11 protein-coding genes are annotated in these 14,690 nt (G+C 70.3%); 7 read left to right on the forward strand and 4 right to left on the reverse strand.

Going from position 1 to position 14,690, the window contains the following annotated elements:
* Positions 1–375: 375 nt before the first annotated feature.
* Positions 376–1,164, forward strand: coding sequence for a protein phosphatase 2C domain-containing protein (locus ACZ69Q_RS21565; RefSeq protein WP_471044152.1), 789 nt, complete (start codon positions 376–378; stop codon positions 1,162–1,164).
* A gap of 27 nt (positions 1,165–1,191) precedes the next feature.
* On the opposite strand, the gene ACZ69Q_RS21570 is transcribed toward ACZ69Q_RS21565, so the two are convergent.
* Positions 1,192–1,686 carry a MarR family winged helix-turn-helix transcriptional regulator gene (locus ACZ69Q_RS21570; protein ID WP_471044155.1) on the reverse strand — a complete coding sequence of 165 codons (495 nt, stop codon included), beginning with the start codon at positions 1,684–1,686 and terminating at the stop codon, positions 1,192–1,194.
* Positions 1,687–1,936: 250 nt separating this feature from the next.
* Here ACZ69Q_RS21570 and ACZ69Q_RS21575 point away from each other — a divergent pair, with 250 nt between their 5' ends.
* Positions 1,937–2,776 (forward strand): lysozyme, encoded by an 840-nt coding sequence (locus ACZ69Q_RS21575; RefSeq protein WP_471044157.1) that lies wholly within the window; start codon positions 1,937–1,939, stop codon positions 2,774–2,776.
* A 64-nt stretch (positions 2,777–2,840) separates the two neighbouring features.
* On the opposite strand, the gene lon is transcribed toward ACZ69Q_RS21575, so the two are convergent.
* Together lon and ACZ69Q_RS21585 are read right to left on the reverse strand one after the other, a co-directional pair.
* Positions 2,841–5,255 carry an endopeptidase La gene (lon, locus tag ACZ69Q_RS21580; RefSeq protein WP_471044160.1) on the reverse strand — a complete coding sequence of 805 codons (2,415 nt, stop codon included), beginning with the start codon at positions 5,253–5,255 and terminating at the stop codon, positions 2,841–2,843.
* Between the two features lie 265 nt (positions 5,256–5,520).
* Positions 5,521–6,402 carry a rhomboid-like protein gene (locus ACZ69Q_RS21585; RefSeq protein ID WP_471044163.1) on the reverse strand — a complete coding sequence of 294 codons (882 nt, stop codon included), beginning with the start codon at positions 6,400–6,402 and terminating at the stop codon, positions 5,521–5,523.
* 282 nt (positions 6,403–6,684) lie between these two features.
* On the opposite strand from ACZ69Q_RS21585, the gene ACZ69Q_RS21590 reads away from it, so the two are divergent.
* From ACZ69Q_RS21590 to ACZ69Q_RS21610, 5 genes are all read left to right on the forward strand, one after another.
* On the forward strand, positions 6,685–7,362 hold the full coding sequence (locus tag ACZ69Q_RS21590; RefSeq protein WP_471044166.1) for a spermidine synthase family protein: 678 nt from the start codon (positions 6,685–6,687) through the stop codon (positions 7,360–7,362).
* A gap of 132 nt (positions 7,363–7,494) precedes the next feature.
* Positions 7,495–8,232, forward strand: coding sequence for a response regulator transcription factor (locus tag ACZ69Q_RS21595; protein WP_471044169.1), 738 nt, complete (start codon positions 7,495–7,497; stop codon positions 8,230–8,232).
* Positions 8,229–9,335: a HAMP domain-containing sensor histidine kinase gene (locus ACZ69Q_RS21600; RefSeq protein WP_471044171.1), complete on the forward strand. Its 1,107-nt coding sequence runs from the start codon at positions 8,229–8,231 to the stop codon at positions 9,333–9,335. Before ACZ69Q_RS21595 ends, ACZ69Q_RS21600 begins: the two co-directional genes overlap by 4 nt.
* Positions 9,336–9,615: 280 nt before the next feature.
* Positions 9,616–13,395 (forward strand): multifunctional oxoglutarate decarboxylase/oxoglutarate dehydrogenase thiamine pyrophosphate-binding subunit/dihydrolipoyllysine-residue succinyltransferase subunit, encoded by a 3,780-nt coding sequence (locus tag ACZ69Q_RS21605; protein ID WP_471044174.1) that lies wholly within the window; start codon positions 9,616–9,618, stop codon positions 13,393–13,395.
* A 136-nt stretch (positions 13,396–13,531) separates the two neighbouring features.
* The gene (locus ACZ69Q_RS21610) at positions 13,532–13,714 is read left to right on the forward strand and encodes a DUF6104 family protein (protein ID WP_003997970.1); all 183 of its coding nucleotides are present in this window, start codon (positions 13,532–13,534) and stop codon (positions 13,712–13,714) included.
* A gap of 72 nt (positions 13,715–13,786) precedes the next feature.
* On the opposite strand, the gene ACZ69Q_RS21615 is transcribed toward ACZ69Q_RS21610, so the two are convergent.
* Positions 13,787–14,632: a hypothetical protein gene (locus tag ACZ69Q_RS21615; protein ID WP_471044176.1), complete on the reverse strand. Its 846-nt coding sequence runs from the start codon at positions 14,630–14,632 to the stop codon at positions 13,787–13,789.
* Positions 14,633–14,690: the final 58 nt, after the last annotated feature.

A 14,690-nucleotide genomic window follows, 5' to 3' on the forward strand; every position in this document is an offset into this window, starting at 1 on the left:
ACGTTCCGTCAACTGCCGCCGACGGTACGTACACCCCTCCCCCAAGCTCTCGACTTAGCTTGAGCAGGGGATGCCCTCACCGGTCCCCGACCCTCCCAGTGCCGGTGGGCGACGGCCGCGCATCAACTGCCCCGCCACTCGAAGGAGTGAACCCCGGAGGAGAGTTGGCGGGCAAGTTCCTCCGGCGCGCTCACATGCCCTGCGGGGCGGGCCGGTTGGACGTCCGCGGCGGGCGATGGCAGTATTCGCCGCCACGCCTCCCCGGAGCACTGCATTCCACCTCAAATCAGGCGCCTGACCTGCGGGTGTGCACCCATCCGGCAACGGATGCGACCCCTTCGAGGACCTTGTGGAGGGCTCGTGCAGACTGGCCGAATGCGAACAGAGCTTGTTTCGGAGCCCGGAGTTGCGGCCCGCCCCAACGAGGACTTCGCAAGTGTCGGCCTTCCCGCCTCGGGACAGGGCGGCGCACTGGTCGTCCTGGACGGGGTGACCCCACCGCGTGGTGAGACGGGCTGTCTGCATTCCGTCCCCTGGTTCACCGCGCGGCTCGGCGGAGCCCTGACCGAACTGACCGTTTCACTCCCCGATGTTCCGCTCGCGGACGCGCTCGCGGGCGCCATCACACGTACCGCTGAGGCACACTCACAAACCTGTGACCTTTCTCACCCACGAACCCCACAAGCGACCGTGGTTCTGGCGCGCTGGTCGCCGGAGACGGTGGAGTACCTGGTCCTGTCGGACTCGGCGCTGCTGACGGAGTCCCCGGACGGCGTGATCACGCCACACCTGGACGACAGCCTGTCCCGCCTCCCGCGCGCCTCCCTCGCCACGGACGCCCTGATCGACGCCCATGTCCGCAACAAGGAGGGCGGCTTCTTCACGGCCGCGGCGGATCCGTCGGTCGCGGCACGGGCGGTGACCGGGGTGCTGCCGCGGGCCGACGTGCGGGCGCTGGCCGCGCTGACGGACGGTGCGACGAGATGGGTGGAGAAGTTCCGGGAGGGGGACTGGGAGGACCTGTTCCGGTTCATCCGCAAGGAGGGGGCGCGGGCGCTGGTGGACCGGGTGCGCGGGCTGGAGCTGGCCGACGAGCAGGAGCGGACGTTTCTGGGGCGGAGCAAGACGCACGACGACGCGACGGTCGTGTACGTCGAGTTCTGAGCCGCCGCCCTTACTTCCCTCCGTCCCCTACTTCTCCATCCCCAGGTTGAGCTGGTTGAGCAGGCGGGCCAGCTCCGCCACTTCACGGCGGTCCCAGTGCGAGAGCTGTTCGACGTAGCGGGCGCGCCGGGCCTCGCGGACCTTGGCGACCCGCCCGCGCCCCACCTCCGTGAGGTGCACCAGCCAGGCCCGTCCGTCGGCCGGGTCCGGCTCGCGGGCGACCAGCCCCAGGTCCTCCAGGGCGCGCAACTGGCGGGACATGGTGGCCTTGCCGACGCCGATGTAGGCGGCGAGTTCGGTGGCGCGCTGGCGGCCCGTGTCGTCCAGACGGACCAACAGGCCGTACGCGGCCGACTCCAGGTCGGGGTGGACCTCGCGGGCCATCTCGCCCTGCTTGGCCCGCGCGCGCCGGAACAGGACCGTCAACTCGCGTTCCAGGTCGAGGAATTCGGGCCGGCCCAGGCCGCCACCGGACGCCGGGGATCCGACTCCCGGCTCGTCGCCGTTTCCGTCTTCGTGCACGTCAGCCCCTGCCTCGATTTCCCGGTCCTGAAAGTTTCCGGCAACCGCCGTCATTGCCGCAGCTCCGTCAGTATTTCGCAGGCGTAGACCAACGGCGGCCTCCCGACCCCCTTCCACCTGCTCTTCCGGCTGCCTAGCTTCTCTGTCAGAACCATGACTGGCATGCCCACGCCACACATGCCAGGCGGCGGCCGGTCACGGACACGCACCACTTCCCCACCGAGCGTCACCGAGCCTTCGGAGGCACGCTATGCCCGTGCACAGACCCGAACCGCTCCGCCCCCGGCGCACCCATGTCGCCGGGGTCCTGCTCGCAGCCGCCCTGACCCCGATCCTCCTCGTGCTGACCACCCGGCCCGCTTCCGCCTCCGCCGACGACCCCCCGCTCCGCGGCTCCGCCTACATGGGCGTGGGCGTCGCGGCCCATGACGGTGTGGACGGTGTCCCCGCCGCCGACCTGGCCGCCCAGACCGAAGGCGTCGACGTCGCCAGCCATCAGGGCAACGTCGCCTGGTCGACCCTGTGGGACAGCGGGGTGAAGTGGGCCTACGTGAAGGCCACCGAGGGGACCTACTACACCAACCCCTATTTCGCCCAGCAGTACAACGGCTCCTACAACGTCGGCATGATCCGCGGCGCTTACCACTTCGCGACCCCGGACACCACCAATGGAGCAACTCAGGCGAACTATTTCGTCGACCACGGCGGTGGCTGGTCCCGCGACGGCAAGACCCTGCCGGGCGCCCTCGACATCGAGTGGAACCCGTACGGGGACGCCTGTTACGGCAAGACCACGACCGCGATGGTCACCTGGATCCGCGACTTCCTGAACCAGTACAAGGCCCGCACCGGCCGCGACCCCGTCATCTACACGGCGACGAGCTGGTGGAAGCAGTGCACCGGCAACTACAGCGGCTTCGCCACGGCCAACCCGTTGTGGGTCGCCCGCTACGCCGCCGAGGTGGGGGAACTTCCGGCGGGCTGGAGCTACTACACGATGTGGCAGTACACGTCCTCCGGGCCGACCGTCGGTGACCACAACAGGTTCAACGGGGCGCTCGACCGGGTCGTGGCGCTCGCCAACGGCTAGCCGGCTCGGCGAAGGCCCGGGCCTCCCTCACGGGACCCGGGCCTTGCCTTTCCGGTCGCGTCCGTCACGCCGCGACCGGAACCTCGGGGGCCGCGCCGTTGGTGGCCGGCGCCAGGGCCAGTTCCAGGACCTGGCGGACGTCGGTCACCGCGTGGACGTCGAGCTTGTCCAGCACCTCGGCGGGGACGTCGTCCAGGTCGGGCTCGTTGCGCTTCGGGATGACGACCGTCGTCACGCCTGCGCGGTGCGCCGCGAGCAGCTTCTGCTTCACGCCGCCGATCGGCAGGACCCGGCCGGTCAGCGAGACCTCGCCGGTCATCGCCACGTCCGTGCGGACCAGTCGGCCCGAGAGCAGCGACGCCAGCGCGGTCGTCATCGTGACGCCGGCGCTCGGGCCGTCCTTCGGTACCGCGCCCGCCGGGAAGTGGATGTGCACGCCCCGGTCCTTCAGGTCGGCGACCGGCAGTTCCAGTTCGGCGCCGTGGGAGCGCAGGAAGGACAGGGCGATCTGTGCGCTCTCCTTCATCACGTCACCGAGCTGGCCCGTCAGGGTCAGCCCCGCCGCGCCCGTCTCCGGGTCGGCCAGCGACGCCTCCACGAACAGGACGTCACCGCCGGCGCCCGTGACCGCGAGGCCGGTCGCCACGCCGGGCACCGCGGTGCGGCGCTCGGCCGGGTCCTGGGCGGACTCGGGCACGTGGTGCGGCCGGCCGATCAGCGCGCGCAGGTCGTCCTCGCCGATCGTGGACGGCAGCTCGCGCTCGCCCAGTTCGTGCTGTGCCGCCACCTTGCGCAGGAGGCGTGCGATGGAGCGCTCCAGGTTTCGCACGCCCGCCTCGCGCGTGTACTCGCCGGCGAGCCTGCGCAGGGCGCCGTCGTCGATGGCGACCTCGTCCTTGTTCAGGCCGGCCCGCTCGAGCTGGCGCGGGAGCAGGTGGTCCCGGGCGATGACGATCTTCTCGTCCTCGGTGTACCCGTCGAGACGGACCAGTTCCATCCGGTCCAGCAGTGCCTCGGGGATGGCTTCCAGGACGTTCGCCGTGGCCAGGAACACCACGTCGCTCAGGTCGAGTTCGACCTCCAGGTAGTGGTCGCGGAAGGTGTGGTTCTGGGCCGGGTCCAGGACCTCCAGGAGGGCCGCCGCGGGGTCGCCGCGGTAGTCCGAGCCCACCTTGTCGATCTCGTCGAGGAGGACCACCGGGTTCATCGAACCGGCCTCCTTGATGGCCCGGACGATCCGGCCGGGCAGCGCGCCGACGTACGTACGGCGGTGGCCGCGGATCTCCGCCTCGTCGCGGACGCCGCCGAGGGCGACCCGGACGAACTTGCGTCCCATCGCGTGCGCGACGGACTCGCCGAGCGAGGTCTTGCCGACGCCGGGCGGGCCGACCAGCGCCAGCACGGCACCGCCGCGCCGGCCGCCGACGACACCCAGGCCGCGGTCACTGCGGCGCTTGCGCACCGCCAGGTACTCGGTGATCCGCTCCTTCACGTCCTCCAGGCCGGCGTGCTCGGCGTCGAGTACGCCCTTGGCGCCCTGGATGTCGTAGGCGTCCTCGGTGCGCTCGTTCCACGGCAGTTCGAGGACGGTGTCCAGCCAGGTGCGGATCCAGGAGCCCTCCGGGGACTGGTCGCTGGACCGCTCCAGCTTGTCGACCTCCTTGAGCGCCGCCTCGCGGACGTTCTCCGGCAGGTCAGCGGCCTCCACGCGGGCGCGGTAGTCGTCGGACTCCTCGCCGTCCTTCTCGCCGTTCAGCTCGCGCAGTTCCTTGCGGACCGCTTCGAGCTGGCGGCGCAGCAGGAACTCGCGCTGCTGCTTGTCGACGCCTTCCTGGACGTCCTTGGCGATGGTCTCGGCGACATCCTGCTCGGCGAGGTGGTCGCGCAGTTGCTGGGTGGCGAGCTTGAGGCGGGCGACCGGGTCGGCGGTCTCCAGCAGCTCGATCTTCTGATCGGTGGTCAGGAACGGCGAGTAGCCGGAGTTGTCGGCGAGCTGGGATACGTCCTCGATGGCCTGGACGCGGTCCACGACCTGCCAGGCGCCGCGCTTGCGCAGCCAGGCGGTGGCGAGGGCCTTGTACTCCTTCACCAGTTCGCCGACCTGTCCGGGCAGCGGCTCGGGCACGCTCTCGTCGATACGCGTTCCCTCGACCCACAGGGCGGCACCCGGTCCGTTCGTCCCGGCGCCGATGCGCACCCGGCCGCGACCGCGGATCAGTGCGCCCGGGTCGCCGTCGGCCAGCCGGCCGACCTGTTCGACGGTGCCGAGCACGCCGGTGCCCGGGTACGTCCCGTCGATGCGTGGCACCAGCAGCACCCGGGGCTTTCCGGGTGTGGAGCGGGCAGCGGCCTGGGCGGCCTCCACCGCGGCGCGTACATCGGCGTCGTTCAAGTCCAGAGGGACCACCATTCCGGGCAGCACTACCTCGTCGTCGAGCGGCAGCACGGGCAGGGTGAGCGAAGTGGACGTCGAAGCCATGATCTCCCCTTAGGCAGTCAAGTTGAGTTATGCCGACTCAATGCACGGGGCGGCTCGAATGTTCCCCGGCCTTAGTTCGCTGTGAGCGATCAGCTCCAGCACAGGCCGTGACCTCGGCTTTCGTATATGAACGCTCGCCGGGGCGCGTTGCTTCCGGATGGACGGGCGGAACCGATGCCGGAGGGAACGGGCTCAGGGCCATGCGGGCCCACCGCGGCCTCGATGAGTCAAGACGGGCCGGATCCGCGCCTGCGGAGATCGCCGCCTACGTCGCCGAAACGGGCAGCGAGGCCGCCCCGGCCGTTTCCCGCGACGGCGGGGCCGCGCGCCACCGCCGCACGAGCGGCCACAGCCCGACCCCGATGACCAGGGCGATCAGATGCCCCCAGTTGGTCAGCGGGTCGGTGAGGTTCAGCAGGTCCTGGACCAGCATCGCGCCGAACAGCGCCAGCACGGGCCACCGCAGCCACGGCCGGAGCAGCCCGGTCAGCGCCCCGATGCTCGTCGCGACGCCGAAGCTGACGCCGTAGTCGAGACGGTGCAGCGAGCTGTCGGGAAGGTGCCCGGCCAGCACCGCGAGCCCCACGGGCACCTCGGTGGCGAGGGTGGCCAGGACGTGGCCGAGCAGAAAGACGACGGCCGTGCGGGCTCCGCCGATGCGCCGCTCCAGCGCGGTGAGCACCAGCAGGAAGCAGATCGTGTACGGCGCCGCGATCCCGCCGGCTATCCACAGCCCGCTGGCGACCAGCACCGTCAGGGGTGTGTGCACGAGGTGCGCCACGTCGGTGCTGGAGCCCTGGTGGAGGGCGTGGACCAGGGCGGGGTCGGCGTACGTGGCAATAAGGGAGGTGACGGTCAGGACGACGGCGTAGGCGAAGGTGAACGGCGTGCCGGTGGGGGTGGGGAGCAGGCGCCAGGCACGGAGGGACCGGACTTTCGCAGCCGCGGCCTCACGCACGTCGACTTCGCGCGGGCCCGACGCCGGCGAGGAAACGGCAGACGCCCCGACAGGCCCGCGCTGCCGCGGCATCCCGTCCAGCAGCCCCGCCACATCGGGCAGACCCGTGTCACCGGCACGGTCGGCCGCGCCCGAAGAAGCCCGCTCGGGGGTCGCCCCCGTCGCACCCGCAGCCACACTCCGCTCCACGCTGAGGCGCTCCTTCCGCTTTCCCTCAGCGTTGGCCCGCCCCGCCCCCTATGTCTGTGACCGTCGCCACACGGGCGCCGATTCACAGCAACCTCTCAAGAAGCACGCGCGTCCTCACAAGACGCGCTCACCGAGGAACGCGCCGCCCGGCAGCCCCGTCCCTGCGACCGCGAGGGCCCGGCGCCGATGTGCGTCAACCCGGAGTGTTCCGCCGCCGGGCCTGGGCTCACCCTCTGAGGTAATTCCCTCGGTCGGCCCGGGTTGAGCTGCCAGGATGGCCGGATGCCCGCTTCGTACGACATCCCCGAAGTCCTGGACCGCCGCGAGGGCCCGCACGGCGAGATCGTGCTGCGACGGCACGGTGAACTGCTCCAGATCATCGCGAACGGCTGCTTCCTGATGGACACCTCCGACGGGCGTTCGGAGCGGCTGCTGGTCGACGCGGCCCTCGGCGCGCTGGACGGGCGGGCGGCACCGCACCTGCTGATCGGCGGCCTCGGCGTCGGCTTCTCGCTCGCACACGCCGCCGCCGATCCCCGGCCGGGACGGATCACCGTCGTCGAGCGCGAGAGCGCGATTATCGGCTGGCATCTCGACGGACCCTTGACGGACTTCTCCGCCCCCGCAGTCGCCGACCCGCGCACCGAGATTCTGGAAACCGATCTCGTGGCGTACGTACATGAGACATCCGACACGTATGACGCGCTGTGTCTCGACATCGACAACGGCCCCGGATGGACCGTCACCGAGGGCAACGAAAGCCTCTACTCACCGGGTGGACTCGCGGCCTGCGCACGGGTGTTGAGGCCGGGTGGGGTGCTGGCGGTATGGTCCGCCCAGCCCTCTCCGGAATTCGAAGAAACCTTGTGTAATGCCGGATTCCAACAGGTGCGTACCGAAGAGATCCCCGTTGCCCGGGGCGTTCCGGACGTCGTACACCTCGCCGTACGACCTGGATAGCCGTGGCGCGGTGACTCCCCGTACTCTGCTCACCTGACGCGGATCATTCAAGCGTCAATCGCAAGCATGAGCAGGCATAGCCAGTCAGCGGGATCACCCCACGGATTCCGGAAAGCAACTTTGGGGCGGGCGATGGAGCAGACACACACCTCCCAGAACGGCACGGCGGCGACCCCGGGCGCTCAGCGCCGGGTCCTCGTGGTCGAGGACGATCCGACCATCGTGGACGCCATCGCGGCCCGCCTGCGTGCCGAGGGATTCCTCGTGCAGACGGCCGGCGACGGTCCGGCCGCGGTCGACACGGCGGAGGCATGGCAGCCCGACCTGCTGATCCTCGACATCATGCTGCCGGGTTTCGACGGTCTGGAGGTCTGCCGCCGCGTGCAGGCCCAGCGGCCGGTACCGGTACTGATGCTGACCGCGCGCGACGACGAGACCGACATGCTGGTCGGGCTGGGCGTCGGCGCCGACGACTACATGACCAAGCCGTTCTCGATGCGGGAGCTGGCGGCACGCGTGCATGTACTGCTGCGCCGCGTCGAGCGGGCCGCGCTGGCCGCCACGACCCCGCGGTCGGGCATCCTCAGGCTCGGCGAGCTGGAGATCGACCACGCGCAGCGGCGGGTGCGGGTCCGCAGTGAGGACGTCCACCTCACGCCGACCGAGTTCGACCTACTGGTGTGCCTGGCGAACACCCCGCGCGCGGTCCTCTCGCGCGAGCAGTTGCTCGCCGAGGTCTGGGACTGGGCCGACGCCTCCGGCACCCGGACGGTCGACAGCCACATCAAGGCGCTGCGCCGCAAGATCGGTGCCGAGCGGATCCGAACCGTGCACGGCGTGGGCTACGCCCTGGAGACACCGACGCCATGAGCGACGGGCCGGCCGCGCGGAGAGGCCCCGGGGAGCCCTGGGGCGGCGTCAGTCCGTTCTCGATCAAGACCAAGCTGGGCACTCTGGTCGTCATCGCGGTGCTGATCACCACGGGTCTGTCGATGATCGCGGTGCGCACGCAGACGGAGCTGCGCTTCATCACGGTCTTCTCGATGATCGCCACACTGCTCATTACGCAGTTCGTGGCCCATTCGCTCACCGCGCCGCTGGACGAGATGAACACGGTGGCCCGGTCCATCTCGCAGGGCGACTACACCCGCCGGGTCAAGGACAACCGCCGGGACGAGCTGGGCGACCTGGCCGAGACGATCAACCTGATGGCCGACGAGCTGGAGGCCCAGGACCAGCAGCGCAAGGAGCTGGTGGCGAACGTCTCGCACGAGCTGCGCACCCCCATCGCGGGCCTGCGGGCCGTCCTGGAGAACGTGGTCGACGGCATCGCCGAGGCCGACCCCGAGACGATGCGCACGGCCCTGAAGCAGACCGAGCGCCTCGGCCGGCTCGTGGAGACCCTGCTGGACCTGTCCCGTCTGGACAACGGCGTCGTACCGCTGCGCATGCGGCGCTTCGAGGTCTGGCCGTATCTGTCCGGTGTGCTGAAGGAGGCCAACATGGTCGCCTCCGCGCGCGGCGGCATGGCCTCCGGCTCCGGCAGCCACACCCGTACGGACGTCCATCTGCACCTCGACGTCTCCCCGCCGGAGCTGACCGCGCACGCCGACCCCGAGCGCATCCACCAGGTCGTCGCCAACCTCATCGACAACGCCATCAAGCACAGCCCGCCGCACGGCCGGGTGACGGTCAAGGCGCGGCGCGGGGCGTACCCGGAGTCGCTGGAGCTGGAGGTCCTGGACGAGGGTCCGGGCATCCCGAAGTCGGAGTGGCACAAGGTCTTCGAGCGCTTCAACCGGGGCGCGGTGCGCCGGCCGCACGGACCGGGCAGCGACGGCGGTACCGGGCTCGGGCTGGCCATCGCGCGCTGGGCCGTGGATCTGCACGGAGGCCGGATCGGCGTGGCCGAATCCGATCGTGGCTGCCGGATTCTTGTCACGCTTCCAGGGCAGCCTTCCGTTCAAGGTTGACGTAAAGTTCGAAGCGGAGTCTCAAGATCCACGTCGTCCTGGCTGACGGACACGTGTGATCAGGTACAGACCTGCGCTTTCGACGCGCCGGGTCCCGGTGCCCCCATCCCTCCTGAAGCGGAACCACGCTTGTTTCCCGCCATTTCCGGGCCCGAAACACGCTTTCCGATGTGACTTACGCGACGATGACCTTGCTCGACCTGACCTTCCCGGCCATGGAGGCGTAGCCTTTATTCCCGCTGTCCATCACCTTGTGAAGCGGAAGAGGGCGGTTGCCGCCGTGTCGCCACAGTCCCCCAGTAACTCGAGCATCTCGACCGACACCGACCAAGCGGGCAAGAACCCCGCGGCCGCGTTCGGGCCGAACGAGTGGCTCGTCGACGAGATCTATCAGCAGTACCTCCAGGACCCGAATTCCGTAGACCGTGCCTGGTGGGACTTCTTCGCCGACTACAAGCCCGGCGTCGGCGCCGCGGCTCCGGCGGGTACTGCGGCCGCGGGGGCCGCAGAGACCACCACCGCTCCGGCTGCTCCGGCTGCCCCGGCGCCGGCCCCCGCGGCCCCGAAGCCCGCGGCCGCCGCGCCGGCAGCCCCGGCCCCTGCGCCGGCTGCGACGAAGCCCGCCGCGCCCGCCCCGGCCGCGAAGCCCGCTCAGCCGAAGAAGGCCGAGCCCGCCGCCACCTCCGCCGAGGGCCCCGAGCTCGTCACGCTGCGCGGCCCGGCCGCCGCGGTCGCGAAGAACATGAACGCCTCGCTGGAGCTGCCGACCGCCACCTCGGTCCGCGCGGTCCCGGTGAAGCTGCTCTTCGACAACCGCATCGTCATCAACAACCACCTGAAGCGCGCCCGGGGCGGGAAGATCTCCTTCACGCACCTGATCGGCTACGCGATGGTGCAGGCCATCAAGGCCATGCCGTCGATGAACTACTCCTTCGCGGAGAAGGACGGCAAGCCGACCCTGGTCAAGCCGGCCCACGTCAACTTCGGCCTCGCCATCGACCTGGTGAAGCCCAACGGCGACCGCCAGCTCGTCGTCGCGGGCATCAAGAAGGCCGAGACGCTGAACTTCTTCGAGTTCTGGCAGGCCTACGAGGACATCGTCCGCCGCGCCCGTGACGGCAAGCTGACGATGGACGACTTCACCGGCGTCACGGTCTCCCTGACCAACCCCGGCGGCCTCGGCACCGTCCACTCGGTCCCGCGTCTGATGCCCGGCCAGTCGGTCATCATGGGCGTCGGCTCCATGGACTACCCGGCGGAGTTCCAGGGCACCTCCCAGGACACCCTGAACAAGCTCGGCATCTCGAAGGTCATGACGCTCACGTCGACCTACGACCACCGGGTCATCCAGGGCGCCGCGTCCGGCGAGTTCCTGCGGGTCGTCGCGAACTTCCTGCTCGGCGAGAACAACTTCTACGACGAGATCTTCGAGTCGCTGCGCATCCCCTACGAGCCGGTCCGCTGGCTCAAGGACATCGACGCCTCGCACGACGACGACGTCACCAAGGCCGCGCGCGTCTTCGAGCTGATCCACTCCTACCGGGTCCGCGGCCACGTCATGGCCGACACCGACCCGCTGGAGTACCGCCAGCGCAAGCACCCCGACCTCGACATCACCGAGCACGGCCTCACCCTGTGGGACCTGGAGCGCGAGTTCGCGGTCGGCGGCTTCTCCGGCAAGTCCCTGATGAAGCTGCGCGACATCCTCGGCGTGCTGCGCGACTCGTACTGCCGCACCACCGGCATCGAGTTCATGCACATCCAGGACCCCAAGCAGCGCAAGTGGATCCAGGACCGCATCGAGCGCGGGCACACCAAGCCCGAGCGCGAGGAGCAGTTGCGCATCCTGCGCCGGCTGAACGCGGCGGAGGCCTTCGAGACCTTCCTGCAGACGAAGTACGTCGGCCAGAAGCGCTTCTCCCTGGAGGGCGGCGAGTCCGTCATCCCGCTGCTCGACGCGGTGCTGGACTCGGCCGCCGAGTCCCGCCTGGACGAGGTCGTCATCGGCATGGCCCACCGCGGCCGGCTGAACGTCCTCGCCAACATCGTCGGCAAGTCGTACGCCCAGATCTTCCGCGAGTTCGAGGGCAACCTCGACCCGAAGTCGATGCACGGCTCCGGCGACGTGAAGTACCACCTGGGCGCCCAGGGCACCTTCACGGGCCTGGACGGCGAGCAGATCAACGTCTCGCTGGCCGCGAACCCCTCCCACCTGGAGACGGTCGACCCGGTCATCGAGGGCATCGCCCGCGCCAAGCAGGACATCATCAACAAGGGCGGCACGGACTTCACCGTCCTGCCGGTGGCGCTGCACGGCGACGCGGCCTTCGCGGGCCAGGGCGTGGTGGCCGAGACCCTGAACATGTCGCAGCTCCGCGGCTACCGCACCGGCGGCACGGTCCACATCGTCATCAACAACCAGGTCGGCTTCACCGCCGCCCCGGAGTCGTCCCGCTCGTCGATGTACGCGACGGACGTGGCGAGGATGATCGAGGCCCCGATCTTCCACGTGAACGGCGACGACCCGGAGGCGGTCGTGCGCGTCGCGCGCCTGGCCTTCGAGTTCCGCCAGGCGTTCAACAAGGACGTGGTGATCGACCTCATCTGCTACCGCCGCCGCGGTCACAACGAGTCGGACAACCCGGCCTTCACCCAGCCGCTGATGTACGACCTGATCGACAAGAAGCGCTCGGTGCGCAAGCTCTACACCGAGTCCCTCATCGGTCGCGGCGACATCACCCTGGAAGAGGCCGAGCAGGCGCTCCAGGACTACCAGGGCCAGCTCGAGAAGGTCTTCACCGAGGTCCGCGAGGCCGTCACGGCCCAGCCGGCCGCCGGTCCCGTCTCGGACCCGCAGGCGGAGTTCCCGGTCGCCGTGAGCACCGCGATCTCCTCGGAGACCGTGAAGCGGATCGCCGAGTCCCAGGTCAACATCCCCGACACCTTCCACGTCCACCCGCGTCTGCTGCCCCAGCTCCAGCGCCGGGCTGCGATGGTCGAGGACGGGACGATCGACTGGGGCATGGGCGAGACGCTGGCCGTCGGCTCCCTGCTCCTGGAGGGCACCCCGGTCCGCCTCTCCGGCCAGGACTCCCAGCGCGGCACGTTCGGTCAGCGCCACGCGGTCCTCATCAACCGTGAGACGGGCGAGGAGTACACCCCGCTCCAGTACCTCGCCGAGGACCAGGCCCGCTACAACGTCTACAACTCCCTGCTGTCCGAGTACGCGGTCATGGGCTTCGAGTACGGCTACTCGCTGGCCCGTCCCGACGCGCTCGTGATGTGGGAGGCGCAGTTCGGCGACTTCGTCAACGGCGCGCAGACGGTGGTCGACGAGTACATCTCGGCGGCCGAGCAGAAGTGGGGCCAGACGTCCGGCGTCACCCTGCTGCTCCCGCACGGCTACGAGGGCCAGGGCCCGGACCACTCCTCGGCCCGCGTCGAGCGCTTCCTGCAGCTCTGCGCCCAGAACAACATGACGGTCGCGATGCCGACCCTGCCGTCGAACTACTTCCACCTCCTGCGGTGGCAGGTGCACAACCCGCACCACAAGCCGCTGGTGGTCTTCACCCCGAAGTCGATGCTGCGCCTGAAGGCCGCCGCGTCGAAGACGGAGGAGTTCACGTCGGGCCAGTTCCGCCCCGTCATCGGCGACGCGACGGTGGACCCGGCCGCGGTCCGCAAGGTCGTCTTCGTCGCGGGCAAGCTGTACTACGACCTGGAGGCCGAGCGGGTCAAGCGCGGCGTCACGGACACGGCGATCATCCGCATCGAGCGCCTGTACCCGCTGCCGGGTGCCGAGCTCCAGGCCGAGATCGCCAAGTACCCGAACGCCGAGAAGTACCTGTGGGCCCAGGAGGAGCCGGCGAACCAGGGTGCCTGGCCGTTCATCGCGCTCAACCTGATCGACCACCTGGACCTGGCGGTCGGCGCCGATGTCCCGCACGGCGAGCGCCTGCGTCGCATCTCGCGTCCGCACGGCTCGTCCCCGGCCGTCGGTTCCGCCAAGCGGCACCAGGCCGAGCAGGAGCAGTTGGTGCGTGAGGTGTTCGAGGCCTAGGCCTGCCGATCCCTCGCACGGGTCTGATCGCAAGGCCCGGTTCCCAGTCCACGCGACCGGGAACCGGGCCTTGCGCCGTTCACGGCCGACTCCCCCGCCACACGCGCCTGTGCCGGGCAGGACTTATCCTCGCTGCATGTACTTCACCGATCGAGGCATCGAAGAACTGGAGAAGCGGCGCGGTGAGGAGGAGATCACCTTCGAGTGGCTGGCCGAGCAGCTACGCACCTTCGTCGACCTGAACCCGGACTTCGAGGTGCCGGTGGAGCGCCTGGCGACGTGGCTGGCGCGGCTGGACGACGAGGACGACGACGTGTAGGAGCACCACCGCTGTTCGGGCGCCCCGGTGCGGGGCGCCCTTTTTGTTTTCTGTACGGCCGTGCAAGGTCCCTCAGTCCAGCGGCCGCACCACGCTGTATGCCAGCTCCAGCACCCCGTCGACCAGCAGCACCGCGCCCGCCGCGGCCCAGCCGGCGCTGCGGTGCCGTACGGCCCAGACGGTGAGGGGCAGCGCCGCCGCGATCTGGGCGAGGGCCAGAGGGCGGGATCTGGGGCCGCCGGCCCAGGGGAGCCAGGGGCCGAGGCGGCTGCCTTCCACGGCGTCGAGTTCCGCACGGAAGGCGTCGCGCCAGCCCGACCACTCGATCAGGCGGATGTGCGGCTGGTCGCGGGCGGCGGCCTGGAGCGCGTCGGTGCTTTCGCCGGGGGCGAGGCCCTCGGGCAGGGTGACGCCCGCGCGCGTGAGGACGGCGATCAGGCCGCGCATGCGTGCCCGCGCGTCGGCCGCGGTGTCGGGGTGGGTCAGTTCGTCGAGGGACTGCACGTCGAAGACCGGATCGAGGCCGAGGCGGGCGGCGAAGGTGTGCATGGCCTCGTCCACGCCGGCCGGGGTGCCGTTGGCGAGCCAGACGTAGCCGACGGGGCGGCGGAAGCCCGAGGCGAGGGTGTAGCCGGCGCGGTCGGCGTCCCACCAGAGGGCGAGGACGGGCCAGGGCGCGCCGACGGCGAGGGCGGTGGCCCAGCCGGTGAGGACGCGGTCGACCGGCTCGTCGCCGTCCAGCCAGGGCCCGCCCTCGGGGACGAGCACGCTCCACTCCCGGCCCGCCGGGGCGAGCAGCATGTCCTCGCGCAGCAATCGGGCCACGGGGGCGACGGACTCGGGCGCGGCGCGGCAGACCAGCAGGGCGCCGGGGGTGGGGCGGGCCTGACCGGCTGTCCTGGGCTGTTCCGTCGACATGACATCACGCTAGGCCGGTTTGTCCACCTCGCGTGATTTGTGATCACCAGAACGGGTG

Source organism: Streptomyces sp. NPDC036764, assembly GCF_055609385.1.